This window comes from Pseudomonas fulva NBRC 16637 = DSM 17717, from assembly GCF_000730565.1.
Classification (GTDB): Bacteria; Pseudomonadota; Gammaproteobacteria; order Pseudomonadales; family Pseudomonadaceae; genus Aquipseudomonas; species Aquipseudomonas fulva.
Map to the genome: position 1 here is coordinate 83,871 of NZ_BBIQ01000013.1, position 26,149 is coordinate 110,019.

Here is a 26,149-nt window from a genome sequence, read left to right on the forward strand (position 1 = left end):
TCTGGTGGCTCACGGACTGAGCCGCTAAGGGGGGTTACCGATGGCAAGCAAACTGGCGTTATCGCTGGTGATTGGCGGCGCGGTGGCGTCGTCAGTCGGTGCAGCTTTCCGCACGGTCGAAAGCGGCATCGACAAGCTCAAGAAAAAGGGTGACAAGGCCAAGGTGCTGCAAAGCACCATTGGCGAAACCATGAAGCTGCAGGCCGAGTGGAAGCGGGCGCACGAAAACGGCGCTGCCAGTGCTGACAAGCTGCTGCGCAAGCTCAATGGCAACCTTGATGCCCTGCGCAAACAAGGCGTGGAGGTTGGCCGCCTGGGCCGGGAGTATCAACGCCTGGGCCGGGATGCCAGAGCCGCCGACCTGCAGGTGATAGGTCGCGAGCAAATCGCCGCCGGCCGGGCCTCGCTCAAGTCCACTGTGGGGGCTGCTGCAGTGGGCATCGGTCTGACCGCCGTGCCCACCAAGATCAGTGCGGACTATCAAGCGATCATCCGTGACATTGCGATCAAGGCAGACGCGGCCAACCAGCCCGAAGAAGTGCAGCTAAGCCGCAATGTCATTCAAACCTCGAATGACACCGGCATGGCCCGCAATGACGTGGCCGACCTGATCAACCAGCTGGTTGGCGCCGGCATGGAGCTGGACAAGGCCATGGCCTACTCCAAGACGGCGGCCAAGTTCGCGGTAGGGCAGGGTGCATCGGGCGTCGACACGGCCAGCATGATCATGGCGCTGCAGCAAAACGCCAAGATCACCGACCCCAAGGTGATGCAGCAGGCCCTTGAGGCCATCGCTTATCAGGGCCAGGCAGGCAGCTTTGAAGCCAACGACATGGCCAAGTGGTTCCCGCAGCTGCTGGCGGGCATGGAAAAGAACGGCATTACCGGCCTTGATGCTGTGTCGTCGCTGGGCTCGATGCTGCAAGTGCAGATGAAAACTGCAGGCAGTTCGGACGAGGCTGCCAACAATTTCAAGAACTGGATGGAGAAGATCGGCGCCGGCGACGTGGTCAAGGCGTACAAAGACGCCGGGATTGATTATCAGGCTTCGCTCAATACCGGCCTGCAGAAGGGTATGAACGTCATTGAGGCGTCCATGGGCCTGGCCATGCAGTATGTGGAGGCGACCGACCCGGCCAAGGCCAAAAAGATCAAGGATGCTCAAGCCAAGATCGACAAACAGGTCGACCCGGAAAAGGCCAAGGCAGCGCTTGAGGCCCTGGAAAAGACCCTGCGCACCGGTGACCTGTTTGCCGATATGCAGGTAAAAGCGGCGCTGACTGCCTACGGTCAGAACCGAGGGCTGTACAACGAGCTGAAAGCCGATTCCATGAAGGCAACCGGCATTCTCGACAAGAACCTGGCCGAGCGGCGCGAAACGTCGGCACAGCGCTGGTCTGAGCTGGTGCAGTCCACTGATGACGCTATGCGCAGCATTGGTGATGCCATCCGACCGGCGACCGATGCGTTCGCTACCGGGGCGACAACCGTTGCCCGCTGGGTCACCAAGTTGTCGGACGATGTACCCCAGTTGGCCATGGGCCTGGCAGGCCTGGCCACGGCTGTCGGGGCGGTCATTGCGGCGCGCAGTGCGGCCAAGGTAGGCCGGGGCGTGTTCAACGTCGCACGCGGCCGCGCCTGGGGATATCGCCGTGCAAGCAAGCTGCCAGGTGCGCCGGAGCAAGCGGCAGCGCCAAGGGCCGGTAGGCGGGTGGTCGACGCAGGTTTAGGCGCGCTGGGCAAGGTGCTTGGAGTGCCCGCCAGTAATGACCCTGCGCAGGGGGCCGGCAACGAGCCTATGCGCGTATTTGTGGTCAATGCTGATGCCTTTGGCGGGTTCAGCCCTTCCGGGCCTAATTCAAGCCCTGGAGGCGCTACACGGGGGCGTCGGGTACGTCGCCGGCGTCGGGCAGTTGCGCCGGCACCTGTACGCTCGCCGCTGGGCGTGCATCGGCCGGTGCCAGTTGCAGTTAAGGCGCCAGTACGGCTAACCCCCGTCGTGCACCCGCCGGCGGCCATTAAGCCACCGGCCGCTGCCATGCCATCGCCCGTTGCGCCAAAGGTCGCCGCGCCGCCGCCGGCCGTGGCACAGCACTTGGCGCCGGCATTACCCACTGCAGGCGTCTCTAAGCTGGTCGCCGCCCCGGCGGTGCCTGAACTGAGTCGCCTGGGGCAGATGGTGCGCAGTGTGCGTGGCGTCACCAAGGTGGCAGGCAAGTTGCCAGGTGGCCAGGTCGCAGACGCCATTCCCGGCATGCTCGATACGGCGCTGAATGCCCGGACCCGCGACGAGAAAGCCGAGGGTTATGGCGGTGTGGCCGGGGGCATGGCTGGGGCATGGGCGGGCGGCATCGCCGGTGCCGCTATCGGGTCTGTTGTGCCTGTGATTGGCACTGCCGTTGGCGGTGCTATCGGCATGGCCTTGGGCGGCCTCAGCGGCGAGTCCCTAGGTGGATGGCTGGGCAAGACCTGGTTCGGTGATGACAAGGACAAGCCCCAGCAGGAGCAGGAGTCAGTCAACGGCCAAGCCGCGCCAGCACCCCAGGCGCCGGCAGTGACAGCGCCGATGTCGGCAATGCCGGCGCCGGTAGTCGAAGCGCCCAAGCCTTTGCCGCCTGTGCTATCGCCGCCGGTGGTGGTCACCACTGTGCCGGCGCCGAAAGCGCCTGACCCGGTGCCGGCCGCGCCGGCGCCTGTGGCAAGCCCGCCGGCGCCGGTCAAACTGGCGCCTGAGCCAGTGGCCAGGCCGCCAGCGCCTGTTGTCCAGGGCATGGCACCGCCGGCGGCGCCAGTCCCAGTTCAACCGCCTGTTGTTACGGTAACGGCACCTGGCGCGAAACCGTCTACGCCCGCGCCTACGCCCGCTGTGAAGATCGAGGCGGGCGGCGCGCCGGCCCCAGCACCTGCAGTGCCGAGCAAACCCAAAGTGATCGAGCGCTTCCGGCCTGAGCCTGCACGCGGTCTACGCCGTAATGCCGCAGAGCGGGCCGAGTCGATGGGCGATGTGGTGCGCTCGCTGGTCGAGGTGGCGGCGCCTGTCGCTGCAGCACCAGCACCACCCTCGCACAAGCCTGCAGAGCAGGCCAGGTCGGAGCCGTCCAAGGTTGAACAGACCTTTTCAATTGCGCTGAGTATGCCGGTCACTATCGAGGGGGATGTGAAAGACCCCTATCAGACGGTGGCCGCCATGGAAACGCCGTTGCGTGGCCTGTTTGAGCGCCTGCAGCGCGAGTTTGCAGGCAACCGCTTTAGCGCCCAGCTGTACGACGAGGCGCACGTCTAAGGAAACGCGATGGCTTATATGGAACTGATGAAATCAACGCTATCGTCGTTGGTGGCGGCCGGTGAGGCCGGCCGTACCAGTGTCGACGGCATGTTAGGGCCGCTCAACGGCGCCGTCAGTGACATGACCGGTGCCGCGTCCGAGCTGGATAGTTTGCCGATCGTCGGCCCCGCAGTCGGCGCAAAGCTGCAACGAGCCCTGCGAGCCATCAGCGCGGCCCAGTCCACGGTGGGCTCGGTAGCGTCGAAATACAGCCAGGTCACAAGCGCCGCCACCCAGGTGCGCGAGCGCTTGGGCACGCTGAGTGAGCAGGCCGGGAAAGCGGGCTCGGCCATCAACCGCATGGCCGGCAAGGTCAGTCCGTCGCTGACGGGCATTTTGCCGACCAGCACGTTTGGCACCAGTGCCACGCCGGCAGCGGCCGCCGTAACGCCGTTCCCGCATCTGCTGATTCTGCAGCCGCTCAAGGCAGGTTCGCAGCCCTATTACTTCAACCTCAACACGGCCGCGTTCAAAGAGCTGCAGCGGCGTACTGCGTTCCGCTGGGCTGGCCAAGAACGCCTGTCCCGCGATATCGCCCAGCAAGGGGTGGGGCAGGGTGAGGATGCGCTGACGATCAAGGGGGCGGTGTTCCCGTTGTTTAAGGGCGGGATCAGCCAGCTGGACGCGCTGCGCACGATTGGCCGGCAAATGACGCCGGTCAGCTTGACCACTGGCTATGGCGCAGTGCTGGGCAACTGGTGCTTGCGTAAGGTCGATGAAGATCAATCGTCCTTGCTCGCCGGCGGTATCCCGCGCAAGCAAGGCTTTACCTTGGAGTTCATCAAATATGGCGATGACCTGCAGAACGTCTGACGGTGACGTGCTGGACACGCTTTGCCAGGCCTTTTATGGACATTTGAAGGGCACCGTTGAAGCAGTCATGGAAGCCAATCAAGGCCTTGCCGAGCAGCGGCAACCTTTTCAAGCAGGGCTGTTGATCATGTTCCCTGATATGCCCGCGATCACGCCTGATGCGGAGCACATCACCTTGTGGGATTAGATCCCGGATCCTCCAACCGACCCCGCCACGTGCGGGGTTTTTCATTTTCGGAGTGCACATGAAACCTTCGTTTCGAATAGTCGCTGACGGCCGGGACATCACCGCGCTGATCAACGACCGCTTGCTGCTGCTTCGCACCTTGGACAAGCCCGGTATGGACTCAGACGAGTTCGAACTGCGTGTGGACGACCGCGATCAGGCCGTCACGCTGCCTAAGCGGGGCGCCAACATAGAGGCATTCATGGGATACGAAGGCCAGGCGCTGGCCCGACTTGGTAGCTACCGGGTGGACCAGGTCGAAGTAACTGGCCCGCCTGACACCGTCACCCTGCGTGGCAAGGCAAGCGACATGCGCGGCAGCGGCAAAACCACCCGTAGTGGCAGCTGGGAGAACGTGCCGCTTGCGCAGATCGTCAGTGACCTGGCTGCGCGCAATGGGTGGAAGGCTGGCTGCACTGTGCAGACCAAGGTGGCCCGCGTCGACCAGCGCAACGAGTCCGACTTTAACTTCATCACCCGCCTGGCCAGGCAGTACGACTGCACGGCCAAGGTGGGCGACGGGCAGCTGCTGGTCATGCCGCGCCAAGGTGGCAGCACCCCCGGTGGCAAGGCCTTTGGTGCCGTCACTATCCAGCGCAGTGATGTGAACCGCTACAGCTTCCGCCTGGGCGACCGCACCACGCAGAAGGCCGTGAAGACGCAGCATCAAGACAAGAAAACCGGTGCGCTCAAGGTCGTGGAGCTGGGCAACGACGAAGCGCCCGAAGGCCTGCCCGCTGTGCACACCGACCGCCACATCTACCCCGACAAGGGCGCTGCCGAGCAAGCGGCCAAGGCCCGCTTGGCGGCGTTCAACCGCAGCACCGCCGGCGTGCGCCTGGAAATGTTCGGGCGCACCGACCTCTTTGCAGAACGCTCGATCAACGCCCAGGGCTTCAAAAGCGGGCTCGACGGCGAGTACCTGGTGGACAGCGTGGAGCAGGTGTTTATGCCCTCGGGCTGGTCGACCACGGTCGAGTGCAACGGCGGCAAGCAGGGCAAGGCGAAAGCCAAGGGCAAGAAAAAGAAGCAGACCAAACCACTACGCACCGTAGACGTATCTGCGGCGTAACCCATCACTCTGGAGACAAGCGATGCCAATCAGCGAGAAGCAGTTGTTACAGATCCTCCCGAACGCCGGCCGCAAAGCCGGCGTATTTGTTCCCGGCCTTAACGCCACCATGGGCAAGTACGCCATCGTTACGCGCCTGCGCATGGCTGCGTTCCTGGCTCAGATCGGCCATGAGTCGGGCCAGCTGCAGTACGTCCGCGAACTGGGCATTGACAAGTACCTGTCCAAGTACGACACCGGTCGCCTGGCTCAGCGGCTTGGTAACACGCCTGAGCCGGATGGGGACGGCCAGCTCTACCGCGGCCGAGGGCTGATTCAAGTGACGGGCCGCTCCAACTATGAAGCCTGCAGCGAAGCGCTGTTCGGAGATAGTCGGCTGCTGAATACGCCAGAGCTGCTCGAGCATCCGGTCTACGCATCGATGTCTGCAGGCTGGTTCTGGCAGAAGGAGGGCCTGAACACCCTAGCCGACGAGAGTGATTTCTTGGCCATCACCAAGAGCATCAACGGCGGTACCAATGGCCTAGAGGATCGCAAAGCCATCTACAAGCGAGCGCTCGAGGTGCTGCAGTGAGGGCCTGGGTCGCCTGCCTGGTCGTAATGGCGCTGCTGCTGGCCGCCAGCGCTGGCGGTGCCCGGGCAGCCTGGGTGTGGCAGGCCAACGTCTACAAGGCGCAGCTCGCTGATCAGGCCGGTAACTTTGGTATGCAGTTGGCGGAGAAGGATCGCGCACACGGTCTGGAGCGGGAGAAGGCTGCAGCAGCAGCGCTTGATCAACTGGCTGAGCAGCAGGAGGCGCGGCGCGCCCTGGAAGCCCGCCTGCAGGAGCAGGCACAAACGCATTGGAAGGAAATGGAAGATGCTCAACAAACTCAAGCTCGCCTGCGTGACCGGCTTGCTACCTCTGATTTGCGGCTGTCAGTCCTGGTCGACGCCGGAGCCTTTACCGGCACGAGTCGTGACGACAGGGTGCGAAAAGCCACCTGCACCGGAAGCATGGTTCATGGCGCCGTACGCGCCCAACTTGACCGAGCGCATGCTCAACGAATTGTCGCCATCACCAACGAAGGCAACCGGGGACTGATCGCCCTACTGGCCTGCCAGGCTTACGTGCGTGAAGTGACCCAGTAGTAAAGAGGAGAGCCGGGTTGATGCGCCAAAATCCGACCCGGCCAATCGCTGACTGACGAAGTGTTGACCAGACAACCCGGGTGCTGAGCGACTTTCCGTTTGTAATCCGATATATGCGAGTGTTGCCAACGTTGACTGTACCAATTTAAGTTTGGTCGTGACAGTATAAACGTCTAGTCAGAAGAAAAAACTATCCCATCCATTTTGGGCTCTTCTAGGTGATTCCCAAGTGGACTTGTTAATTACATTGCTTGGCCAAGGCAGCTTGCCGCCTGCCAATTTTACGCCGCCGTTACTGCCGGGAATATGAACTGACTTGAAATAGTGAGATATATTAAGAAGGCTCTCGTCACGGTACGCTAATTTATCATACATTGCGCCAATGAAGGCGCCCACCGGAGTAAATTTTTCCCAGATTTGATCCGGAGCTTCGTGGTCTATGTGTTCTGGGTAAAACTGTACCATGTACTCACTGTGAGGCTTATCCACCCATAGCTGGTGAAAATGCGCATCGCGATGTTCTTGATGTGAGCAATCCGCATGTAAGCTCTTAAGGTGATTAATGTAAGATTCGCGAGTTGTGGCGTCTGGTATGTTGTAGTCACCGAAAATATAGTGCGTAGTAGTGGAATGACTCAAGCGCCATCCTGCCAGGTCGGCGATGCAAATTAGTTCAGGAAGTTCTCTAGGTTCGGATGCTTGCTTTGCAATGTTGTGAATTTTGTTGGTTAGCTCAGCTACAACCGTTTTGGCATCAGACTTCCAAGTATGGCTGTGTGCTAGTACGCCATATATCAGCGGTGACATTAGCTCTTTTTTAGGGGATCCGATTTGTTTTGGACTCAGACTGGCGATGACTTTGGCGTTTCGCATAACCTTTTCTAAGTGCCCTGATTTTAAGGTAAGCTTACATTCGAAGGCAGCCGCAACTCCATCTAGAAGATAGTATTTTTCCGCTTTGAGGAACTTAGGGTAACTTGGTTTCAGAACTATGACATCAATTTGTGGGCTTGCTTCCCCTGAAGCACCGAGAATTCTTCCTTTGGTGACTACAGAGTAACCTTCTGGTAACCATTCTCGAAGTAATCTAGCCCAAGACTCTTCACCTTGATCTCCGGAAGTCCCTGGGTCTTCGAGAACACGCGCCCTGAATGCTTTGTAGTCTTCGGCCAGTCTATTAGAAAAACTTTTGAAAAATGCATGCAGCTCGTGCTTTGGCTTCATAAGGTGGTGCTCTCAAGTACGTTAACGGTTGGTTGTGAGAGTAACCGTCGAGCTTAACGGGCTGGTTTTGTTTTGGGCAACAGCTAAGCCTGCGGGCTCACCCCAAGGTTCAGGCTTGAGGCCGTCGCTAGCTGCGTGATCGCTCACGTCCGCAGCCGTTCTACCCCGGCTGAGATCAGCTCAGCGTGGATATCAAGGGTCGCCAAGGCGGCCGTGACATTTTCATGTATGTGGACTGAGCCACGATGGCTCACCCATAGAGAGAGCTCTTCCAGGGCTGCTCTGATGGCGATCTGGTTCAGATGTAGCAACTCAAGGGTGTCAGCGATTGTAGAAGCTTGGTCATCCATACGCATGCTCCTGGCACGAGAACTTTTAGGGCAAATTTAGGTCAAATACTGGACCACGTTAGGCCTGTTGAGGCCATCCGCCAAAGCCAGAATAACCTTTTATGCTGGCCTGCGGGAGTTTATCGAGGTCCACGGGCGGATTCAAATCCCTGTGCCGCGTTTAAGTAGGCTAAGCGCAGTTTTCCGCTCGGCCTCAGTGGCCCGATCTGTCTCTGTTAGTGGGGGTGAATGGGGCAAAGCGCACGCCATTCAATGCCAATGCAAATACCAGCACCGCAATCAAAAGGCGCCCAATCCCAATGATTAAGGGTGGGCGCTGTTCTCTATTTTTACTGCAGCACAATCGGGGTGAGATCCAATGCGGTTCATTGGCCGATACTGAATCTGGAGGCCTATGTCCTCACATACCATGCGCCGGTTCAGTTCGAATTGGTTGTCCTCAGATTCACAATATCATCGAGGGTCTTCTGCAAGTTATCTTGCGCTCGAGATATTGGTCCATAGCTTTGGGCGCTTGCTCCATTGGATTTTACGAGCTTCTGAACATCGGCAAGCATTTTTTTGCAAGCGTGTTCGAATTCTACTTTTTGTTTGGAGCTGAGTCGGATAAATTGCGCGGCATAAAATTTCGCATAATCATCAACTTGACGATACCTGTAAATGTCGTTGCTGGTTTTGCAAAATAGGTTATGAGCACTTCTGAAAAGTTCGAAAGACTTAGTCGGGTCTGCAGATTGTGTTGCTTGGATTAGATAGAGTCTACCTTGTTGGGTGTCCAGATGATTTGTGTGATAGTTCGGCTTTTTTTTGGCAAGCGCATAGGCCTGATCAAGGAATTGTTGGGCTTTATGATAGTCTTTCTCTGGGATAACTGACATTGCATATTGAAGCCAGTAATGGGGGTCATACTGCAGCCATTTGACTTGAATCTTCAGTTGTTCATAATACTTTCTGATGTTGGCTTTTTTGGCGGCGTCAGGAAGAATTCGCTCTATAAATGAAAATCGCAGAAGAGATTTGAATAGTTCTTGCTCTTCGTAAACGTTGCCTGATTTGGCACCATATTTTTTTGCGATACTCAGCAGTTTTTGGATTATGTAAGAAGCTTGAAAACTATTTTTTAGAAGGAAAAAGCTAAATAGGCTAGACTTTGGTTTGATATCATTACCAATCATTCTAAATATCTGTCTAAAGCCGGCTTCGCGATGCAGGCTTGCTGCATAGATAGCGTCGTTATCAGCAACATCTGAGACTAGGCTGCTTGTAACCGGTTGATTGATCACGTTTATCAACGATGCTGCGAAGACAGTATCGCTGTAGTCTTTGTTCGTTTCGCAAAACTCCATGGCTGCCTTTAGGCTGGCAGTGATATGTTTGGACTTAAATAGCTCTAGAAGTGTTAGCGATATTTGTGAGTCGTTCTCGTATTTCAAGAAGTCACATTTTTTTTGGTGGCTTAATGCTGCTCTTTCTCCCCAGGCGCCGATGTTGCTGATTACTGAAATAAACTCCTCAATTTCGTGTGGTGTTAGCTGGTCTATAAATATTTCTTGATAGGTAAAGCCGGACTCTTGAAGGTCTGGTTTGAGTCTTGAGTGGTGATGGAGTCGGGCTGTTAATACTAATATTAAGTTGTCGGGGCTGATTCTGCTGATATGTTTTACAAGGTCTATGTGGTGCTCGTAGTTATCTATCAGCAGTACCGACTTTCTTGTGCTGGCTATGATTTGGTCAATGTCGCCAACTAAATCGGCGCCGGTGTCGATTATCTGGTAAACGTCGAAAGAGCGTGTGTGTAGGTAAGGGAGCAATGATTTTATGAATATAGTTTTCCCATTGCCAAAACCAGAGCATATTACAGTGTTGAGTTTGTTTTTCAGAAAGCGGTGGACCGTTTCTAAATCATTTCGTTTTACTATGAATGGTATTTCTGTGTCGCTTGTTATGCTGGCGTCGACTGATTCTTGCTCTATTGCGCCGAAGACCATTAAGTTTTCCACGTCTCGGTCGGCAATTATGTTTTCAGGTCTGTTCAACTCATAGAGTTCCAAGCCTTCGAACATTCGCTCGGAATCATTTGCATGGGACTGATATGTAGTGACCGCTTCCTCAATCATCAAGCTGAAAGCTTGCGCGCCTATTGGTAGTATGGTTCCATATTTTTTTAAAGTGTGAATCTCTTTTTCATCAAGCTTCGGGGCGGTGACGAAATATGTCTTCTGTCGCAGTGTGTCGTTGTCAAAAAGAAGTTTTCTTATCTCCATGTCATACATTGAGTATCCTATGAAAACAAGGGCGCTACATGTCTCAATATCTGTTTTGAAATGGTAATGCCATTCTGAGTCGAGAAAAGAATCGGCAGAGACATAGGATGACTCAGATAGTTTAAAGCTTGTGTTTATCGTCTCTTCATTTAGTTTTTTTATGTGCCCGTTTAGGTGAATGCATAAGTTGTTTTTCTGGTAGTGTTGGCTCGGGAGCGAGTTGATATCTAAGCTTTCTACGCGGCGACCCATTTTTACTGATGCAATTTCAAATACTTCGTCGTAATTTGTTGTGTAGCATCGTCGCCAGTTTGCTGACGCGATTCGGGTATGGTGGTCGCATGTTTCACGGATCGTGAAAGTGTCTTTAAGTAAAGCGATAAGTTCTGATGCGTGATTGGTTTCTAGGAATTTGTCTGAAGTGTATCTTAGGTCTTCATCTTCAGTGAATTTGCCGAGCCTTGAAATTTGTCGAGACAGTTCTTTTGCTGAGGGTACGTCAATGTTTTTGACGCTTTTACAACCCAGTGAGAAGCCTGCGCCGAGAAATGCGACTGCTTTCCCAGATGCTACAGTTGCTGCCACCCTTGAAGCTTCGACTTGAATCTGATCTTCCATAGAACTGTGTCCCATTTCCCACTCCCTTGCGTGATGTCGATTTGAGTTCACAAATCATAACCTCAGTGCATTTGGCGCGTAAACTCCTGTCGGTTCGACAGCCGACGTTGAGGTGCCTTCGGACTCAGTGCCGGTTAGCTTAGGGATTTCGCACGCATTCCTAGTGAGCTGTTGGACGGCTCTCAAAGGATTACGAGGGACGTCGCGCTTAGGGCGAAGCTAGGCAGGATTGATACTCAGTTGGAAAAAGCTTCAACGAGGACCGTTAATGGAGCGGTTGCCCTGACTCAACTGAGAGCGATCCGATCCGCGAGTTAAGGGATTGCATACGACCGCAAACGTTTTAAGGCCGATAAAAATGCCTCTGCATTCAAATCGAGGGTTGCCAGGCCAGTCACGACGTTGTCATGGGTGGCTGTTGACCCGGGATGACTGACCCAAAGTGACAGCTCCTCCAGAGCTGCTCTGATTGCCACTTGGTTGAAGAGCAGCAACTCGAGGGTGCTGGCCGTGGTCAAAGAATGGTCGTTCGTGGGTAAGCTTCAGTTTCGGAAATTTTTAGGGAAGTCTAGGACGGATCCTAAGGTGCGCTCGTCTGAAGTAGGGCTCCTGTTACCGCCAGAATAGACGGTTGAAGATGTGGCAACAGCTGTCATGTTGTGATTGAAGCTGAATTAACTGATGTGTAGAAGCTTAGCCAAAGGCGCGTTTGATGCTCCCAGCAAAGGCGCGGTTGGTACAAAATTGGTACCGTTCAACATAGTTTGCCCTAGAGGTCTTGTAAATCATGGTATTTGAGTAACAGCCGCCCAATCCATCATGGGGGCAACAGAAAACCGTCTCACTACCGTATCCATGGGGCTGGCCGCGTTTTCTGGCGTTTCGGGGGGCATTCGGAAATCTCTCGGTTACTACTGATGTAGAGCGCTTTTTGCTGACCGGTCACCGCCATCGTCCTCAGAGAGGAGGTCTGTTAGCCGTGTCTTGTGCTCAGTCCACGATCAAGCGCAAAAGCGGGAATTCTATCAGGTCTGCTGATCAAGAAGTCCCCGTTGACTGCACCTCTCGGCCAGTAAGCCTCTCGATCTGTTACGCCCAACTCCCTCTAGCCAAGCCGCGATGACCTCGACTGAACGCCGTCCCCCCCAGCCAGCTCTGACTCTAAACACCCCACAAGCTCAACAAGGTCAAGCGATGACGATCACCATCAACAGCTACACCACGGTCAAAAGACGCGAGCGCGTCCCACACGCCATCTTCGCCCACTACTGGCGCGACGTGCACGGGCCGTTGTGCTCCCGGTTGCCAGGGTTGGGCTTGTACATCCAGCATCACTTCTCGCGTAATCAGGACGCACACCTCTGGCCATTGGCCGAGGGTGTGGCAGAGATCGCAGACTACGAACTTGATGGCGGTGTGGAGATCGGCTTCAAGTCCGCCGACCAGCAAGAGCGCTTCAAGCAAGCCAGCCCTCTGCTGTTTTCGGACGAGCAGAACATGTTCGAGGAAACGCTGGCGTACGACCTGCCGCACGGATCAATGAGGGTGGTGAATCGACTGGCAGACGAGCGCCTCAATGGGCTCGATCATGCCGATCGGATCCATGTGCACATGAGCCCACGCCAAAGCCTTGAAGATCTGCAAGCGTATGTGCGCGACAAACTCGCGCCGTCTCTGGCGCAGGATACCTCGGTCTTGAAAGTGCAACTGCACCTGTGCGCCCCTTTCCAGAACGATGGGAGCCATCCACCGGCGCCAGACGTGGCACACACGGCCACGCCGGCGCGCGCCGAACTGGTGATCATGGAAGTCGCCTTCGGAAACCCTGTGGCACGGCGCCGGTTTTTCGAGGGGCAGGCGTTCAAGAAGACGCTGGCGGATCAGGCGCGGCACATCGGAAGTTTGAAGGCGTTTGCGGTAAGTGGTGTGTACAGCTATGTGGTCGATGGAGAAATGACCACGGCCGGGCTGCGTGGTAGCCGGGCGGCAGAGTTGATCGAGTATCTCGGCGCGGTCAATCAACTGGAACCTGAAGTAGAGGCGGTGTTCAAGCGCGTCGATGCAGCGAGTTAAGCTGCCCCGGCCTACAACACGCGCGGGGCATGCTCGCGGTGGATGCGCGGCTCGGTCCTACCGTCGAAAGCAAGAGCAGGTTGTCGCTCAGGTGCCTGTTAGTGGTTCAGTTGGCGCCCAAGGGGCACCCCCCTGCTCAATGCAACACCTGACTCAAGAACAACCGCCCTCGCTCACTCAAAGGTCGCTCGAAAAACACCGCTGGCGCAGCCTGCTCGACCACCTCGCCCTGGTCCATGAACACCACCCGGTGCGCCACGGTCCGGGCGAAGCCCATTTCATGGGTCACGCACACCATGGTCATGCCGTCCTCGGCCAGGCTGACCATGGTGTCGAGCACCTCCTTGACCATTTCCGGGTCCAGTGCCGAGGTGGGTTCGTCAAACAGCATGATCTTGGGTTTCATGCACAACGCCCGGGCAATCGCCACGCGCTGCTGCTGGCCGCCGGACAATTGGCCAGGGTACTTGTGCGCCTGTTCGGGAATACGCACCCGCTCCAGGTAATGCATCGCCAGGGCTTGCGCCTCGTGGCGCGGCAGCTTGCGGGCCCAGATGGGCGCGAGGGTGCAGTTCTGCAGGATGGTCAGGTGGGGGAACAGGTTGAAGTGCTGGAACACCATGCCGACTTCGCGGCGGATGGTTTCGACCTGCCGGGCGTCGTCGGTCAGTTCGACACCCTCGACGACAATGCGGCCCTGCTGGTGTTCTTCAAGGCGGTTCAGGCAGCGAATGGTGGTCGACTTGCCTGAGCCGGATGGGCCGCACAGCACGATGCGCTCACCTGGCTGCACGCTGAGGTTGATGTTCTTGAGCACCTGGAAGCTGCCGTACCACTTGCTGACGTTCTCCATCTGGATCATGGGGCGCAGGCCCGGTGAGTCCAGCGATTGGGTCGCTTGGTTCATCTGGAATACTCCTGGCTGGCGCGCAGCCACGCTTGGCCGGTGCAAGCGGGCGCACCGGCATTGGGAAGAGGATGTTCGTTCAGCGCAGGACGCTTTGCAGAAACTGCCGGGTGCGGGCCTGTTCAGGGGCGCTGAAGAGCTGCGACGGCGGTCCGGTCTCGATGACCTTGCCGGCATCGAAGAACACCACGCGGTCGGCCACTTCGCGGGCGAACCCCATTTCGTGGGTGACGACGATCATGGTCATGCCCTCGGCCGCCAGGCCCTTCATGACGTTGAGCACGTCACCGACGGTTTCCGGGTCGAGCGCAGAGGTGGGCTCGTCGAACAGCATCAGCTTGGGTTTCATCGCCAAGGCGCGAACGATCGCCACCCGCTGCTGCTGGCCGCCTGACAGCTCGGCCGGGTAATGCCCGGCCTTGTGCTGCAGGCCGACGCGCTCGAGCAAGGCCAGGGCATGGGCCTGGGCTTGCGCCTTGGTTGCGCGCTTGAGCTTGACTGGGGCAAGCATCATGTTGGCCAGCACCGTCATGTGCGGAAACAACGTGTAGTCCTGAAACACCATGCCCACGTCCTCGCGCAGCCGGGCCAGGGCTTTACGGTTTCCCGCCTGGGTCTGATCGCCATCGCCCACCACCACGGTGCCCTTGGAGGGCGGTTCCAGGCTGTTCAGACAGCGGATGAAGGTGGACTTGCCCGAGCCGCTGGGGCCGATGATGACCACCACCTCGCCTTGGCGCACGTCCATGTCGACGCCCTTGACCACTTCATGGGTGCCAAAGCTTTTATGCAGGTCGCGAACCGTCAGGATCGTGCTCATAGGCCCGCCTGTGCCCGGGTCAGGGCTTGCAGGTTGAGGTCGGCCTCGCTCATGCGCGCGCGGCGTTGCTGGTTGGCCGTACGCTCTGCGCTCAGGCGCTCGCTGGCGCGGGCGAGGCTTGGCATCAGCGACCCAAACGACGGGCCGCCGGCGGAGCTGCGACCCTGCACGTTGCTGACCGGGTCCAGGCAATCACGCACTTTCTGCTCGGGTAGGTGCAGGGCATGACCCAGCTGCTCGAGGGCGCAGGCATCGACCATCTGGGTGGTGATCTGATGGGCCGGCAGGCCCTGGTCCATGGCCATGCGCACCACGCCCCCGACCACATGGTGGGCTTCGCGGAACGACAGGTCGACCTCGCGCACCATCAGGTCGGCCAAACCGGTGGCGGTGGAAAAATCCTCACCGGCGCGGCGTGCCGCCAGGTCGATGTTGGGGGTGGCGGTGCGCAGCACCAGGTCCAGCAGTTTCAGGCAGCGCAGGCTTTCTTCGGCGGCCTCCCAGAAGCCCCGCGTCCCTTCGCGGTTGCCGTCGCCGGTGTGGGAAAAATTGGTGCCCTTGATGGTCACGCTCGCACCCATCAGCAGGCCGACGATATGGCCACTGCGGCCCTTGAGGTACTCCAGCACGGTGGGGTTCTTCTTTTGCGGCATGATGCTGGACGTGGCGGCGACGCTGTCGGGGAAGTCGATGAGGTTGAACTCATGGGTACTCCACACGAAATAGTCCTGCGCGACGCGGCTCCAGAACACCGCCAGGTTGCTCAGGTGCGACAGGCTTTCGAGCAGAAAGTCCCGCGAGCCGATGGCATCCAGGGCATTGTCCAGGTAGCCGTCGAAGCCCAGCAGCTCGGCGGTGCGCGCGCGGTCGATGTCGAACGGCGTGCCGGCGAAGGCAGCGGCACCCAGCGGGCACTGGTTCATCGACTCCAGGGTCTGGGTCAGGCGCTTGCTGTCGCGCTCCAGGGCCTGTTCCACTGCGCTCAGGTAATAGCCGTAGGTGATTGGCTGGGCCGGTTGAAGATGCGTGTAGCCGGGCATCACCACTTCGGCGTAGCGCTTGGCACAGCACAGGGCCGTGGCCCGTACCGTTGCCAATTCGTCGATCAGGTCCATCAGCAGGTCGCGGCAGCGCAGGCGGTCGAGGGTGGCCAGGATGTCGTTGCGGCTGCGACCGGTGTGCAGGCGCCCGCCGATGTCAGCGCCGATATGCTCGATCAGGTGCGCCTCGTAGTTGAAGTAGGCGTCCTCGCGCGAAGGGTCCAGCTCGACCGCCTCTGGTCCTGCCTGCTCCATGTCCAGCACACCCTTGGCCAACACGCTGGCATGTTCGCCGCGGATAAGGCCCTGTTCGGCCAGCATCAGGATGTGCGCCTTGTTGACGTTACCCAGGTTCGCGAAGCCGCTGGCAAAGCCTTCCAGGCGCGGGCGGTAGATGTACTCGTTCACTTGCGGCGCAGTGCTTTCCTTCAGGCGCCGACTGACTTTGGATGCTTGCATGCTGGAACCTCTTCAATGGAAGTACGTGCCGCCGGACGACCCAGACGACGTTCGAGATAACGGCTGAGCCAGGTCAGCGCCGAACAGATGACGAAGTACACCAGCAACACCACGCCGTAGACCGCGAAGGCAGGGCTGACGCCGGTCATGACGGTTTCACGCTCGATGATGATCTGGCCCACCTTGAGAAACTCCCCCACACCCACCAAAGCGCCCAGGGACGTGGCCTGCACCAGGATCGTCAGCAGCCCGGTGTAGGCTGGCAGAATGGCTTTCATCGACTGCGGCACAACCACGTGCAGGTAGATCTGCCAGGGGCGCAGGCCCAGGGCCCAGGCGCTTTTCCACTGGTGCCTGGACACCGACTCCAGCCCGCCACGCACGATCTCGATCCCGTTGGCGCTGCCCCACAGGGTCAGGCCCACGGTGACGGCGGCGAACGGGCTCAGGTCCACACCGAACATCGGCGCACCGAAGAAGATGAAGAACACGTTGACGATCAGCGGAATGGAGCGAAACAGCTCCACGTAGGCATGGATCGTCCACCCCAACAGGCGGTTCTTGACCGTGGCCAGCACGCCGAGCACGGCCGAGATCAGCGTGGTGAACAGCAACACCACCAAAGCCAGGTACAGGGTCATCAACAACCCTTTGCACACGAAGCTCCAGTTTTCGAGTAGGAAATTCATGGTCGCCTCACTGCCGGAAAGGGCGTTGCAGGTGGGCAGACAGCCGCGCAGTCATCAACGCGAGCCCCCCCACCAGCACCAGGTACATGACGCAGATGGCCGTGAACATCTCGATGGCGCGAAAGTCCGTGGCGATGCGGTCCACCGCGACGAAGGTCAATTCCGCAAGGCCGATGGCCTGTAGATAGGAAGAGTTCTTCAGCAGTGAAATCGCGGTGTTGAGCATCGCCGGCAGGCTGGTGCGAAACGCGATGGGCATGGCGATCAGCGCGAAGTACTGCAGGGGCTTGAGGCTCAGTGCCAGGCTCGCCTCGCGCATGCCGCGCTCCACCGTGGCCAGCCCGCCGCGGATGTTCTCGATCTGGTATGCACCGGCCCACAGCGACAGGCACACCACCCCCGACCAGAACAGCGACAGCCCAAGCCCAATGGCCGGCAGGCCATAGAAGATGAAGAATAACTGCACCAGGATCGGCGTATTGCGGATCAACTCCACGTACAGCGCCACTGCCTGGGACAGCACCGGGACCTTCATGACGCGCACTGCCCCGCCCAGCACCCCGATCAGCAGGGAACACAGGATGGCCAGGGCCGTGATGCGCAGCGTCATCAGCACACCGTCGAGCAGGGCAGGCCATTGCTCGATCAGATAATGGACGTCGAACTCCATGATGGCGGCCGATCAAAGTGCTTCGGCAGGCTTGGCCTGCTCGAAGACGCTGATGTAGTAGCTCTGGATGTTTTCGGGTACGAACTGCTGCACCCAGCCTCGGAACAGGTGTTCTTCGCGCATGCGCAATACCGCCGCGCTCAGGAAGTCGCGCCATTGCGCTTCGTTCTTGCGTACGCCGATGGCCGCGTCGGAGATCTGGAACGGTTGGCCTATCAGGCGAGCATCCTGGTCGTTGTCGGCGACCACCACCAGGGTCGCGGCATCGTGGGTGTAGGCGTCGGCGCGACCTTGGCGGAAGGCTTGCAGGGCATCGGCTGCGCTGTTCATGCGCAGGGTCTTGACGTCGGGCATGTGGTCTTCGAACCACTTGGCCTGCACCGACCCCTTGAGCGTGGCAAGGGTCTTGCCCTTGAGGTCGGCGATGGTCCGGGCCGGGCTGTCCTTCTTCACGACCACGTCACTGGCACCCCACCGGTAGGGCGTGGTGAAGTCGATCACCCGTTGGCGTTCCGGGGTGACGCCCAGCGTGGCGATCAGCAAGTCCACCTTGCGGCCCAGCAGCTGCGGCACTCGGTTTTCGGCGGTGACGCAGGTGAAGCTGACCTTGTCCTTCGAGCCCAGGGCCCAAAGCGAAATCTGCTTGGCCATTTCGACCTCGACGCCGGCGAATTCACCCTTGTTGTCCTGATAGCCATACGGTGGCTGGTCGCAGCGCACACCCGCGCGCAGGTGGTCCGCCTCTTTGATGGCTGCTGGAACTGCTGGCAGGTCGGCGGCCTGAACGGTGGATACCGCCGCCAACGACACGCACGTCAGGGCCAGTGCAGCGCTTAGTTTTTTATACGAGAACGACATGATGCCTCCTGATTACCGGGCTGCATCGCGCCAATGTGCTGGAGCGATGCGTGAGTACAAGGGCAGAGCTGAAGTGACGCTGGAGCACCGGTTTTATGTGTGTTGTTGCCGGTATGCGCTCGGGGGTATCGCGCTGCATCGGGGCAGACGTCGATGTGGTTGTAGTTATAAAATCTGCGCGTCATGCAATCAAATGACAATACATCAACCCGTCATGCAGAAATGATATGGCCATCAATTTCAAGCAGATCGAAACCTTCCGCGCGGTCATGCTCAGCGGCTCCATGACAGCAGCGGCGCAGGCGCTGCATACCTCCCAGCCCAATGTCAGCCGGCTGATCGCGCAACTGGAACGGGCCAATGGGTTCAAGTTGTTCGAGCGGGTAGGGGGGCGCTTGCTGCCGACCGATGAGGGCGCGCAGTTCTTCGCTGACGTGGAGCGCGCGTTCATCGGGCTGCACAGCCTGGAAACCTCCGCCGAGCACCTCAAGCGCGGGGGCACCGGGCAATTGCGCATCGGTGCGGTGCCTTCCCTGACCCATGGCTTGCTGCCCAAGATCATCCAGCGCTTTCGCCAGCAGAACCCGCACGTTCATATCTCCATCCACACCAACGACTCGCCGAACGTGGCGCACTGGGCCGCGACCCGGTTTTGCGACGTGTGCCTGGTGTCTTATGTGGCCGAGGACATGGCGGGCGTGCAGTCCCAGATCATCTGTGATGTACCGGGTGTGTGCATCTTCCCCAAGGAGCACCGGCTCGGTGCCTTGCAGGCCGTGACGCCCGCGGACCTCAAGGGCGAAGAATTCATATCGCTGTCGCACACTGACGGCTCGCGCACTCGGCTCGACCGGCTGTTTGCCGATGACGACCCGCGGGTGCTCAACCTGGACGCTACCCATGCCGCCACCGTGTGCTCACTGGTCGGGCTTGGGCTGGGGGTGAGCGTGGTCAGTCCACTGGTCGCGGCAGAGTATTTGCACACCGGCATCGACATACGGCCGTTTGCCCCGCAGTTGCGGTTCTACACGTATCTGCTGCGCTCATCCGACCGGCCGGAGAACGTGCTGACTCGACGATTTCGGGTGTTGGCGGGGGAAATGCTGGGGCAGGCGGCGCAGGCGTGTACGGCTGGCCTTGGGTAACAGGCTCGGTACCGCGCCTCATTGCCTCGGCAGCACCAGCGCTGCCTCTAGCCCGCCCGCCGCTCGGTTTTTCAGGACCACCCGGCCACCCAGGTGCTCCATGATGGTTGCCACGATCGACAGCCCAAGGCCAGCGCCGTTGGGGCTATTGCGGCTGTAGAAACGTTCGAACACCCGTGAGAGGCTCGCCTCGTCGATGCCTGGCCCTTCGTCTTCCACCACCAACTCGACACGCTCATCGTGGCCCCGCAGCGAGACCGTGATGCGCCCCCCGAGAGGCGAGTGCTCGACCGCGTTGGACATCAGGTTCTGCAATGCAATGCCCAACGCGCTGGCGTCGACGGCTACACGGTGCTCGCCGCCCTCTATTTCCAGCGAGGGCTCCAGCCCTTTGTCCAGTATCCAAGGGGTAAGCTCGGCCAGGATGTCGGTGACCACCTCGGCAAGGTCGACAGGCTCATGGGGGCGATGGCCGAGCCGAGGCTCCACGCGGGCCAGTGTCAGCAGTTGGTTGACCACTCGCGTCAACCGATCCACACCGCCCATCAGGAACGTCAAGGCCTTGTTGCGTTCGACGTCGTTGCTGGCAGCCAGTGCGTTCTGCGCATGCAGGCGCAACACCGCCAAGGGTGTTCGCATTTCGTGGGCCGCGTCGGCAATGAAGCGATGTTCACGGCGCAGCAGGTCCTTGATCTGCGCCAGCAGGCGATTGAGGGCAGCCTGCATGGGCTCGAGCTCCGATGGCAGCGGCACCAGCTGCAGCGGTTCGAGTGATTCGGCATGCCGCGCGCGAATGACGTCTGCCATGTTCTTCAACGGCTTGAGCCCCCAGCCAATGGCGGCCCATACCAGCACGGCAAGCGCCAGGGCCCCCAGCAGAAATGGCATCAAGGTGTGACGAACGATTCGGTCGATCAAGTCATAGCGCACGTCATCGCGTTCACCCACCCAGATCACCCAGCCTTTCTCGGGCACAGGTAGCACGAAGCCGCGCCATTGCTTGTCGTCGCTGGTGAAGTCGTAAAACCCAGGCCGCATGGGCCGCGGGTCCAGGCGAGGTGCGCTGGGCGTCTGCACCATCAGGGTGGCGTTTTCGTCCCAGACCTGGAAGGCCAGCTTGCTCTCGTAGGGATGCCCCACTCGGTGTCGGCCCGCCTGAGCCAGCGCGGCGTTGAAGGCACGGTACAGGTCGTCACGCGCGCCGCCTTGCACTGGCATGCTCATTACTCCCTGGAGCAGGCGTGCGTTCTGGGCAAGGTGCGCGTCGTACACTTCGTTAATTTCATGGCGGCTGTCGTGGTAGTTGTACAACGCAAGCAAGCCGGTGCCGATCAGCAGCAAGAGCATGACGCGCCACAGCGTGCGCTGGCGTAGCGACCTCATACCTTGGCCTCGACCAGGTAGCCGATACCACGCACGGTGCGTATCAGGCCATTGAACAGTTTCTTGCGCAGCTGATAGATGTTCACTTCCAGGGTATTGCTCTCCGGCTCCTCGTCCCAGCCATAGAGCAACTGCGTCAGGCGTTCGCGGGTAAAGACTTTGCCGGGCTGGGCGAGTAGCTCGTGCAGCAGCCGGTACTCCTTGGGCGTGAGCACCACTTCGGCCCCCTTGAAATGCACCTGCTGGGTTGCCGGGTCCAAGCTGACACCGCCGTGCTCGATCAGCACCGTGGCGCGGCCAGCGCTGCGGCGCAGCAGTGCACGCAGGCGTGCCTTGAGTTCATTGAGGTCGAAGGGTTTGACCAGGTAGTCATCCGCCCCGGCGTCAAGCCCTGCGATGCGATCGTCCAAGGCATCGCGTGCGGTGAGAATCAGCACCGGCAGGCTGTTGCCTCCCGCGCGAAGCCGCCGCAACAATTCAATGCCGTCCAGGCGTGGGAGGCCCAGGTCCAGTATCAACACGTCGAATGCTTCATGCTGCAAGGCGTGCAAGCCACTGACGCCGTCCTGCAACCAGTCAAGGGTATAGCCCTCCTGGCGCAAACCATCGCAGATGCCTTCACCCAACGCGCTATCGTCCTCAACCAGCAGCAGGCGCATGTCTAGTCCTGTTTGTCCTTGATGGTGTCGAGTAAAGCATTGATATCGGCACGCCGGCCCTCATCGGCCAATTCCCGGCCCGGCCTGGGCGGTGCCTGCAACGCCTTGTGCAGCGCAGCCCTGGCCTCACTGTAACGCTTCTGACGCACCAAATGATCGCCCCAGAAATAGTTGCTGTCGATGCCTGCGGGATTGATTTTCAAGGCCTGCCTGAGCAGCGTGTCGGCTTTGTCGTCATCCCCGAAGCCGATGGGCCAGCCTGGAACCTGGTCATACAAGGTGCCCAGGCTGGTGTAGGCCGAGCCTTGCAGGGCTTGAGGGTCGAGGGCGATGGCCTTTTCCAGGCTGGCCTTGGCGGCCTTGACCTTGCCTAGCGCACTCAGCCCACCGGTTGCGCCAGCCCAGCTGCTGTTGATGATGCCGTCCCAGATCAGAGGCTCGGGGGTATTGGGGTTCTGGCGGACGAAAACGGCCGCCTCGTTTGCCAGCTTCTCGAACGCGCCTGCGCGTTGATCCTTGGGCAACTGATATTGGATATGCGCCCATTGTTGCTGCAAGTCGTGCAGGTGTTGGGCGCCTGTCTGATCAAGCGCCCAGCCAAACGGGGTAAATGCCAGCAGGCTGGCCAGTACGATGGGCTTCATTTGCTCGGTTCCTTTATGTGGCTGCCGATATGGCGCCGAATCAAGGGCAGTTGTTTACGCAAGGCTCGATCTACCAACCCTGGCAGGATGCCGTTCAGGCGCACGAACATTTTCTCCGGCCAGCCCAGGTAGAGCTCGCTGCGCTCGGACTGGACCGCCTGGAGCACGGCTTTGGCAACGTAGACCGGGTCGTCCATGCCTACCTTCAGCGCCTGGTTGAGGGCGGTAGCGGCGCTGCTGTTCATGCTGGTGCGGGTTGCGCGTGGCGCGACGTACAGCACATTGACCGGGGTGTCGGCCAATTCACGGCGCAGTGCTTCGGAAAACCCGCGCAGCGCGAACTTGCTGGCGCAGTAGCTGGCATAGCCGGGGTAGCCGATCGAGCCGTAAGTCGAGCCGACGTTGACGACCAACGCCTTGGGTTGCTCGCGCAGAAGAGGCAAGCAAGCCCGGGTCAGTTGCAAAGGTGCCTTCAGGTTGATGTCCAGCAGCTCATCGAGGGCCTGTTCGTCCAGTTGGTCGAGCAAGGCGAAGCGATTGACCCCGGCAGCGTTGATCAGCACATTGAAGCCGCCCAGTTCGCGCGCGCGCGTCACGACCTGTGCCCGGCCTTCCTGTGTCCGCAAGTCCGCCGACTGCCAGCGCAGGCTGCCTGGGTAGCGGTTCATCAGGCTGGCCAGTTTGCCCATGTGCCGACTCACGGCCAAAACCTGCGCGCCGGCATGGCAGAGCTGCTCGGCCAGCTCCAGGCCAATCCCGCCGCTGGCGCCGGTGAGCACCACGATCGACTCATGCAACCGCATGGCGCACCCCTGACTGGCCCGCACGGGGCAACGTTTGGAACATCTCGGCGTACAGGCGGTAGACCATCTTGGCCGCGTGAATGACCGCCTGCTGGTCTTCGGCATTGTCCAGGCGGTCCATCAACTGCCTGTATGTCACCATATGGTCCTGGTCGAGCGCGCCGTGGGACTTGAGGTAGCTCATTGCCCGGTCTGGCAGCGAAAGGCTGTGTGCAATGGCGCCGGCGGCCTGTGTGGCCAGGGCAATGCTGGTGCCTTCCAGGACGTTGACCATGCCGAACAGCCCTACCGGGTTGCCCCGTGCGATCAAGTCGTAGAGATAAGCGACCATGAGCTCGATCGACTGCGCGGGTCGGCCGTCGCGTACCGCCTCCCAGTCGCCCCCACAGGCCTCGATGTCGTTGAGGATCCACTGTTCATGGCCGTATTCTTCCTCGATGTACTCGCACACGGCACCGCGCAGCCATTCGAGCCGGGCGGGCAGGCGCGCCCCGCATGCCATCATCAGCGGGACGGTGTGGCGCACGTGGTAGTAGGCCTGGGTGAGAAATGCGATGTAGCTGTCGAGGCTGACCTGCCCAGCCATGGCCTCGCGGATCACCGGAACGCCGAACAGCGCCTGGCGCTCATGGGCGGTTTGCAGTTGCAACGTTTCAAAGAAGGACATGGCGAACTCACTCCTGGGGTATGCGGATCAGAGATTGATAGCGTTCAAGAATCGCCTCGCGCCGAGGGCGGCCGTTGGCTGTCAGGGTTTGATCGGTGACGCTGAGCGGCGCCGTGAGGCGTCGCCAGTGGTGGGCACGTGCGTAATCGGGCAGCCGTGCATTGCACTGGCCCACTACCTGGTCGATCTGGTCGTCACTCAGGCTCGGGTCCATCGGCCAGATCAACGCCACGTTGCCTGGCAGGCTCTCGCCGTGCACGAATGCCTGGGCAATGACGCCGCTCTGGGTCAGTTCGGCCTCTACCCATTCAGGGCTGACGTTTCGGCCGAAACTGGTGATGAACTGGTGCTTCTTGCGTCCGTCGAGGTACAGGTAGCCGTCGTCATCCAAATGGCCCAGGTCCCCGGTTGCCCACCATCGACCGTCGAAAGGCGCGGCATCGAGGTAGCCCAGTAGCGTGCAACCGGCCACCAGCACCTCGCCATCCTTCGCGATGCGCACCTGCACGTGGGGCAGCGGCTTGCCCACACTGCCACGGCGGACGCTGCCCGGACGGTTGAGCGCGACCACCGACGCGCATTCAGACAGCCCATAGCCTTCGTACACCGCAAGCCCGACAGCCTCGGCACGGGCCAGCAAGCTGGGCGATACCCGAGCGCCACCTACGGCGACGAACCTCAGCTGCTCAGCGGGCATCGCCCCTTGTTCAACAGCGGCAACCAGCCCCATCAGCAGTTGCGGCACAAGGATCAGGCTCTGGGCCTGACGCTGCACAATCACACCCACTAGCCGCTTGAAGTCCACCTGGGTGGCGCCGCTGATGCCCAGGTGCTGCTGGCTGAGCAGGTGCACGCAGGCCCCGGCGATCAGCGCGGCGTATACGCCCAGGTTTTCCAGCAGAACGCCCAGTGGCAGAACGGCCAGGTGATGCATGGGTGCGCTGGCGCGGCTAGCCGCCTCAAGTTCATGGGCCACGCCCAGCAACGCCTCGGCGCTCAGGCAGACACCTTTCGGTGATCCCGTGCTGCCGGAGGTGTAGGTGATTTTTGCCGTTTCGGGCGCAATGGCCGCCGCAGCGTACGATTTACAGAGCCAGAACCCCGGCCGAGCGTGTGGGGCGTAGCCCAGCTCGACAAGGCGCGAGTCCCATCCGCTTTCGCTCAGCACCAGGGTGACGCCACTTTGCCTGAGACAATGGGACATTTGAGCGCGGGTGAAAAACGGAGGGATGACCACGCAGGGACGTTCGGCGAACAGCGCTGCAAGGTCCCACAGCAGCAGTTGCGGGCCATTGTCCAAGGCCAGGGCGAATGCGCCCTGAGGTTGGCTCCCAAGCCAGGCGGCGCGTACCTCGACCGCCTCGAACAAGGCGCGATAGGTCAGGTGCTGGTCGGCACCTTGCACGGCGATGGCGTCAGGCTGACGTTGGGCGTGTTCCTTCAGCAAGGCCTTGAAGCGGTTCAGTTCATGCCGCATGACCGGATTCCTCTGTCAGGACCGGAAAGCCAAGGCGCTGAAAGACGCCTGACCGGGTCAAGGCATCGAAGCCGTAACGGATATTTCCGGCAAACACCTGAGGGCAATGGCTGTAGTAGGTGCCCCATATTTCAGCCTGGTCCTCAAGGCGAGCAGGATCGGCTGGCGCCAGGACGACGGGCGTCAACCCCAGTCGCTGGAAGCTGTTGATCAGCGTCGCCGCGCCGGTGAATGCGACCCAGTGCAGGCCGCGTGAGGCCAGCAGCCACGTGACCGCAGCGATCATCAAGCGCGCGCTGCCGGCGCTGAGCGAGGCCAGGTTACCCACCTCGACCATACAACTGCGCGGCAGGGTTGCCCCGACCACACGGGACACGGCGTCTTCCAGAGGCATGTCGAGGTAGCGCTCCAGAAATAGGGGGCCGTCATTGGCTGGGCGAATGCCCGCGGCGGCTGTCAACCGGCCTTGGCTGTCGTGAAACGCCAGTAATTGCGGCAGGAAATGCTGAATGTCGGCCTGATGGCTTAGCGCAAAGCACTGATGTATGAACCGCTCGAGGGCCATTCGCCCCGGGTCGTCTGCCAGGTGTAGCGACAATGTTGCCTGACGATCGGCCTGGCTGCCGATGGCCAGTGGAAGCAGGTGGCTCCAGTCACGGTGGGTCATGAAACGTCTCCCAGCAGGTTCGATGGGAGACAGTGTCGAGTGCTTATCTGAAGGGAATCTGAAGTCAGGCTGTTTCGGGTTCGATTTCGACGAATGCCATTGCGATGTTTCTCCGGGGCCTACATGGCATCGCCAGCCGTTGCCGACGAGCGCCCCCTTGATGGC

Annotated in this window: 24 protein-coding genes; 8 read left to right on the forward strand and 16 right to left on the reverse strand. The window is 59.8% G+C overall.

What is annotated here, in order from left to right; translation table 11 throughout:
* Positions 1–40 precede the first annotated feature (40 nt).
* From PFU01S_RS14315 to PFU01S_RS14340, 6 genes are read left to right on the forward strand one after another with little or no spacing between them, the layout of a single operon-like run.
* Entirely contained in the window at positions 41–3,283 is a 3,243-nt protein-coding gene (locus PFU01S_RS14315; RefSeq protein WP_028687327.1) for a phage tail tape measure protein, read from the forward strand.
* Between the two features lie 9 nt (positions 3,284–3,292).
* Positions 3,293–4,138, forward strand: coding sequence for a phage tail protein (locus PFU01S_RS14320; protein WP_028687326.1), 846 nt, complete (start codon positions 3,293–3,295; stop codon positions 4,136–4,138).
* Positions 4,113–4,325: a tail protein X gene (locus tag PFU01S_RS14325; RefSeq protein ID WP_028687325.1), complete on the forward strand. Its 213-nt coding sequence runs from the start codon at positions 4,113–4,115 to the stop codon at positions 4,323–4,325. The genes PFU01S_RS14320 and PFU01S_RS14325 overlap by 26 nt, the downstream gene beginning before the upstream one ends.
* Before the next feature lie 58 nt (positions 4,326–4,383).
* Positions 4,384–5,436 (forward strand): phage late control D family protein, encoded by a 1,053-nt coding sequence (locus PFU01S_RS14330; protein WP_028687324.1) that lies wholly within the window; start codon positions 4,384–4,386, stop codon positions 5,434–5,436.
* 22 nt (positions 5,437–5,458) lie between these two features.
* Positions 5,459–6,010, forward strand: a complete 552-nt coding sequence (locus PFU01S_RS14335) for a glycoside hydrolase family 19 protein (RefSeq protein ID WP_028687323.1) — start codon at positions 5,459–5,461, stop codon at positions 6,008–6,010.
* Positions 6,011–6,036: 26 nt separating this feature from the next.
* Positions 6,037–6,567 (forward strand): lysis system i-spanin subunit Rz, encoded by a 531-nt coding sequence (locus PFU01S_RS14340; RefSeq protein ID WP_033736945.1) that lies wholly within the window; start codon positions 6,037–6,039, stop codon positions 6,565–6,567.
* A gap of 177 nt (positions 6,568–6,744) precedes the next feature.
* Here PFU01S_RS14340 and PFU01S_RS22165 read toward each other — a convergent pair whose 3' ends face one another.
* The 3 genes from PFU01S_RS22165 to PFU01S_RS14350 all read right to left on the reverse strand — a co-directional run bounded on the left by PFU01S_RS22165 (position 6,745) and on the right by PFU01S_RS14350 (position 11,023).
* Complete coding sequence (locus PFU01S_RS22165; protein ID WP_154665198.1) at positions 6,745–7,791, reverse strand: DUF6602 domain-containing protein; 1,047 nt, start codon at positions 7,789–7,791, stop codon at positions 6,745–6,747.
* Between the two features lie 143 nt (positions 7,792–7,934).
* Positions 7,935–8,141, reverse strand: coding sequence for a hypothetical protein (locus PFU01S_RS14345; RefSeq protein ID WP_028687321.1), 207 nt, complete (start codon positions 8,139–8,141; stop codon positions 7,935–7,937).
* 419 nt (positions 8,142–8,560) lie between these two features.
* Positions 8,561–11,023: an SIR2 family protein gene (locus PFU01S_RS14350; protein ID WP_161780416.1), complete on the reverse strand. Its 2,463-nt coding sequence runs from the start codon at positions 11,021–11,023 to the stop codon at positions 8,561–8,563.
* 1,194 nt (positions 11,024–12,217) lie between these two features.
* Here PFU01S_RS14350 and PFU01S_RS14355 point away from each other — a divergent pair.
* Complete coding sequence (locus tag PFU01S_RS14355) at positions 12,218–13,096, forward strand: EthD domain-containing protein (protein WP_028687319.1); 879 nt, start codon at positions 12,218–12,220, stop codon at positions 13,094–13,096.
* A gap of 136 nt (positions 13,097–13,232) precedes the next feature.
* On the opposite strand, the gene PFU01S_RS14360 is transcribed toward PFU01S_RS14355, so the two are convergent.
* From PFU01S_RS14360 to PFU01S_RS14385, 6 genes are all read right to left on the reverse strand, one after another.
* Positions 13,233–14,003: an amino acid ABC transporter ATP-binding protein gene (locus PFU01S_RS14360; RefSeq protein ID WP_033695059.1), complete on the reverse strand. Its 771-nt coding sequence runs from the start codon at positions 14,001–14,003 to the stop codon at positions 13,233–13,235.
* 79 nt (positions 14,004–14,082) lie between these two features.
* Entirely contained in the window at positions 14,083–14,823 is a 741-nt protein-coding gene (locus tag PFU01S_RS14365; RefSeq protein ID WP_027915019.1) for an amino acid ABC transporter ATP-binding protein, read from the reverse strand.
* The gene (gene argH / locus PFU01S_RS14370) at positions 14,820–16,322 is read right to left on the reverse strand and encodes an argininosuccinate lyase (protein WP_028687318.1); all 1,503 of its coding nucleotides are present in this window, start codon (positions 16,320–16,322) and stop codon (positions 14,820–14,822) included. Before argH ends, PFU01S_RS14365 begins: the two co-directional genes overlap by 4 nt.
* Positions 16,292–17,011 carry an amino acid ABC transporter permease gene (locus PFU01S_RS14375; RefSeq protein ID WP_027915017.1) on the reverse strand — a complete coding sequence of 240 codons (720 nt, stop codon included), beginning with the start codon at positions 17,009–17,011 and terminating at the stop codon, positions 16,292–16,294. Before PFU01S_RS14375 ends, argH begins: the two co-directional genes overlap by 31 nt.
* A 7-nt stretch (positions 17,012–17,018) precedes the next feature.
* Positions 17,019–17,681, reverse strand: coding sequence for an amino acid ABC transporter permease (locus PFU01S_RS14380; protein ID WP_028687317.1), 663 nt, complete (start codon positions 17,679–17,681; stop codon positions 17,019–17,021).
* 12 nt (positions 17,682–17,693) lie between these two features.
* Entirely contained in the window at positions 17,694–18,539 is an 846-nt protein-coding gene (locus tag PFU01S_RS14385; protein ID WP_028687316.1) for a transporter substrate-binding domain-containing protein, read from the reverse strand.
* Positions 18,540–18,766: 227 nt separating this feature from the next.
* On the opposite strand from PFU01S_RS14385, the gene PFU01S_RS14390 reads away from it, so the two are divergent.
* Positions 18,767–19,684 (forward strand): LysR substrate-binding domain-containing protein, encoded by a 918-nt coding sequence (locus PFU01S_RS14390; protein ID WP_241194968.1) that lies wholly within the window; start codon positions 18,767–18,769, stop codon positions 19,682–19,684.
* An 18-nt stretch (positions 19,685–19,702) separates the two neighbouring features.
* Here PFU01S_RS14390 and PFU01S_RS14395 read toward each other — a convergent pair whose 3' ends face one another.
* From PFU01S_RS14395 to PFU01S_RS14425, 7 genes are read right to left on the reverse strand one after another with little or no spacing between them, the layout of a single operon-like run.
* Positions 19,703–21,067, reverse strand: a complete 1,365-nt coding sequence (locus PFU01S_RS14395; RefSeq protein WP_028687314.1) for a sensor histidine kinase — start codon at positions 21,065–21,067, stop codon at positions 19,703–19,705.
* Entirely contained in the window at positions 21,064–21,726 is a 663-nt protein-coding gene (locus PFU01S_RS14400) for a response regulator (RefSeq protein ID WP_027915012.1), read from the reverse strand. Before PFU01S_RS14400 ends, PFU01S_RS14395 begins: the two co-directional genes overlap by 4 nt.
* Before the next feature lie 2 nt (positions 21,727–21,728).
* Entirely contained in the window at positions 21,729–22,370 is a 642-nt protein-coding gene (locus tag PFU01S_RS14405; RefSeq protein WP_027915011.1) for a tetratricopeptide repeat protein, read from the reverse strand.
* Positions 22,367–23,173 carry an SDR family oxidoreductase gene (locus tag PFU01S_RS14410; RefSeq protein ID WP_028687313.1) on the reverse strand — a complete coding sequence of 269 codons (807 nt, stop codon included), beginning with the start codon at positions 23,171–23,173 and terminating at the stop codon, positions 22,367–22,369. The genes PFU01S_RS14405 and PFU01S_RS14410 overlap by 4 nt, the downstream gene beginning before the upstream one ends.
* Complete coding sequence (locus PFU01S_RS14415) at positions 23,160–23,840, reverse strand: iron-containing redox enzyme family protein (protein ID WP_027915009.1); 681 nt, start codon at positions 23,838–23,840, stop codon at positions 23,160–23,162. The genes PFU01S_RS14410 and PFU01S_RS14415 overlap by 14 nt, the downstream gene beginning before the upstream one ends.
* A gap of 7 nt (positions 23,841–23,847) precedes the next feature.
* Entirely contained in the window at positions 23,848–25,317 is a 1,470-nt protein-coding gene (locus tag PFU01S_RS14420; RefSeq protein WP_028687312.1) for an AMP-binding protein, read from the reverse strand.
* Entirely contained in the window at positions 25,307–25,984 is a 678-nt protein-coding gene (locus PFU01S_RS14425) for a thermostable hemolysin (protein WP_028687311.1), read from the reverse strand. Before PFU01S_RS14425 ends, PFU01S_RS14420 begins: the two co-directional genes overlap by 11 nt.
* Positions 25,985–26,149: the final 165 nt, after the last annotated feature.

What these genes read in the sequence shown, in the direction of transcription:
- PFU01S_RS14315 (WP_028687327.1), top strand. Translation starts at nt 41, where the DNA reads ATGGCAAGCAAACTGGCGTTATCGCTGGTGATTGGCGGCGCGGTGGCG.
- PFU01S_RS14320 (WP_028687326.1), top strand. Translation starts at nt 3,293, where the DNA reads ATGGCTTATATGGAACTGATGAAATCAACGCTATCGTCGTTGGTGGCG.
- PFU01S_RS14325 (WP_028687325.1), top strand. Translation starts at nt 4,113, where the DNA reads ATGGCGATGACCTGCAGAACGTCTGACGGTGACGTGCTGGACACGCTT.
- PFU01S_RS14330 (WP_028687324.1), top strand. Translation starts at nt 4,384, where the DNA reads ATGAAACCTTCGTTTCGAATAGTCGCTGACGGCCGGGACATCACCGCG.
- PFU01S_RS14335 (WP_028687323.1), top strand. Translation starts at nt 5,459, where the DNA reads ATGCCAATCAGCGAGAAGCAGTTGTTACAGATCCTCCCGAACGCCGGC.
- PFU01S_RS14340 (WP_033736945.1), top strand. Translation starts at nt 6,037, where the DNA reads ATGGCGCTGCTGCTGGCCGCCAGCGCTGGCGGTGCCCGGGCAGCCTGG.
- PFU01S_RS22165 (WP_154665198.1), bottom strand. Translation starts at nt 7,791, where the DNA reads ATGAAGCCAAAGCACGAGCTGCATGCATTTTTCAAAAGTTTTTCTAAT.
- PFU01S_RS14345 (WP_028687321.1), bottom strand. Translation starts at nt 8,141, where the DNA reads ATGGATGACCAAGCTTCTACAATCGCTGACACCCTTGAGTTGCTACAT.
- PFU01S_RS14350 (WP_161780416.1), bottom strand. Translation starts at nt 11,023, where the DNA reads ATGGAAGATCAGATTCAAGTCGAAGCTTCAAGGGTGGCAGCAACTGTA.
- PFU01S_RS14355 (WP_028687319.1), top strand. Translation starts at nt 12,218, where the DNA reads ATGACGATCACCATCAACAGCTACACCACGGTCAAAAGACGCGAGCGC.
- PFU01S_RS14360 (WP_033695059.1), bottom strand. Translation starts at nt 14,003, where the DNA reads ATGAACCAAGCGACCCAATCGCTGGACTCACCGGGCCTGCGCCCCATG.
- PFU01S_RS14365 (WP_027915019.1), bottom strand. Translation starts at nt 14,823, where the DNA reads ATGAGCACGATCCTGACGGTTCGCGACCTGCATAAAAGCTTTGGCACC.
- argH (WP_028687318.1), bottom strand. Translation starts at nt 16,322, where the DNA reads ATGCAAGCATCCAAAGTCAGTCGGCGCCTGAAGGAAAGCACTGCGCCG.
- PFU01S_RS14375 (WP_027915017.1), bottom strand. Translation starts at nt 17,011, where the DNA reads ATGAATTTCCTACTCGAAAACTGGAGCTTCGTGTGCAAAGGGTTGTTG.
- PFU01S_RS14380 (WP_028687317.1), bottom strand. Translation starts at nt 17,681, where the DNA reads ATGGAGTTCGACGTCCATTATCTGATCGAGCAATGGCCTGCCCTGCTC.
- PFU01S_RS14385 (WP_028687316.1), bottom strand. Translation starts at nt 18,539, where the DNA reads ATGTCGTTCTCGTATAAAAAACTAAGCGCTGCACTGGCCCTGACGTGC.
- PFU01S_RS14390 (WP_241194968.1), top strand. Translation starts at nt 18,767, where the DNA reads ATGGCCATCAATTTCAAGCAGATCGAAACCTTCCGCGCGGTCATGCTC.
- PFU01S_RS14395 (WP_028687314.1), bottom strand. Translation starts at nt 21,067, where the DNA reads ATGAGGTCGCTACGCCAGCGCACGCTGTGGCGCGTCATGCTCTTGCTG.
- PFU01S_RS14400 (WP_027915012.1), bottom strand. Translation starts at nt 21,726, where the DNA reads ATGCGCCTGCTGCTGGTTGAGGACGATAGCGCGTTGGGTGAAGGCATC.
- PFU01S_RS14405 (WP_027915011.1), bottom strand. Translation starts at nt 22,370, where the DNA reads ATGAAGCCCATCGTACTGGCCAGCCTGCTGGCATTTACCCCGTTTGGC.
- PFU01S_RS14410 (WP_028687313.1), bottom strand. Translation starts at nt 23,173, where the DNA reads ATGCGGTTGCATGAGTCGATCGTGGTGCTCACCGGCGCCAGCGGCGGG.
- PFU01S_RS14415 (WP_027915009.1), bottom strand. Translation starts at nt 23,840, where the DNA reads ATGTCCTTCTTTGAAACGTTGCAACTGCAAACCGCCCATGAGCGCCAG.
- PFU01S_RS14420 (WP_028687312.1), bottom strand. Translation starts at nt 25,317, where the DNA reads ATGCGGCATGAACTGAACCGCTTCAAGGCCTTGCTGAAGGAACACGCC.
- PFU01S_RS14425 (WP_028687311.1), bottom strand. Translation starts at nt 25,984, where the DNA reads ATGACCCACCGTGACTGGAGCCACCTGCTTCCACTGGCCATCGGCAGC.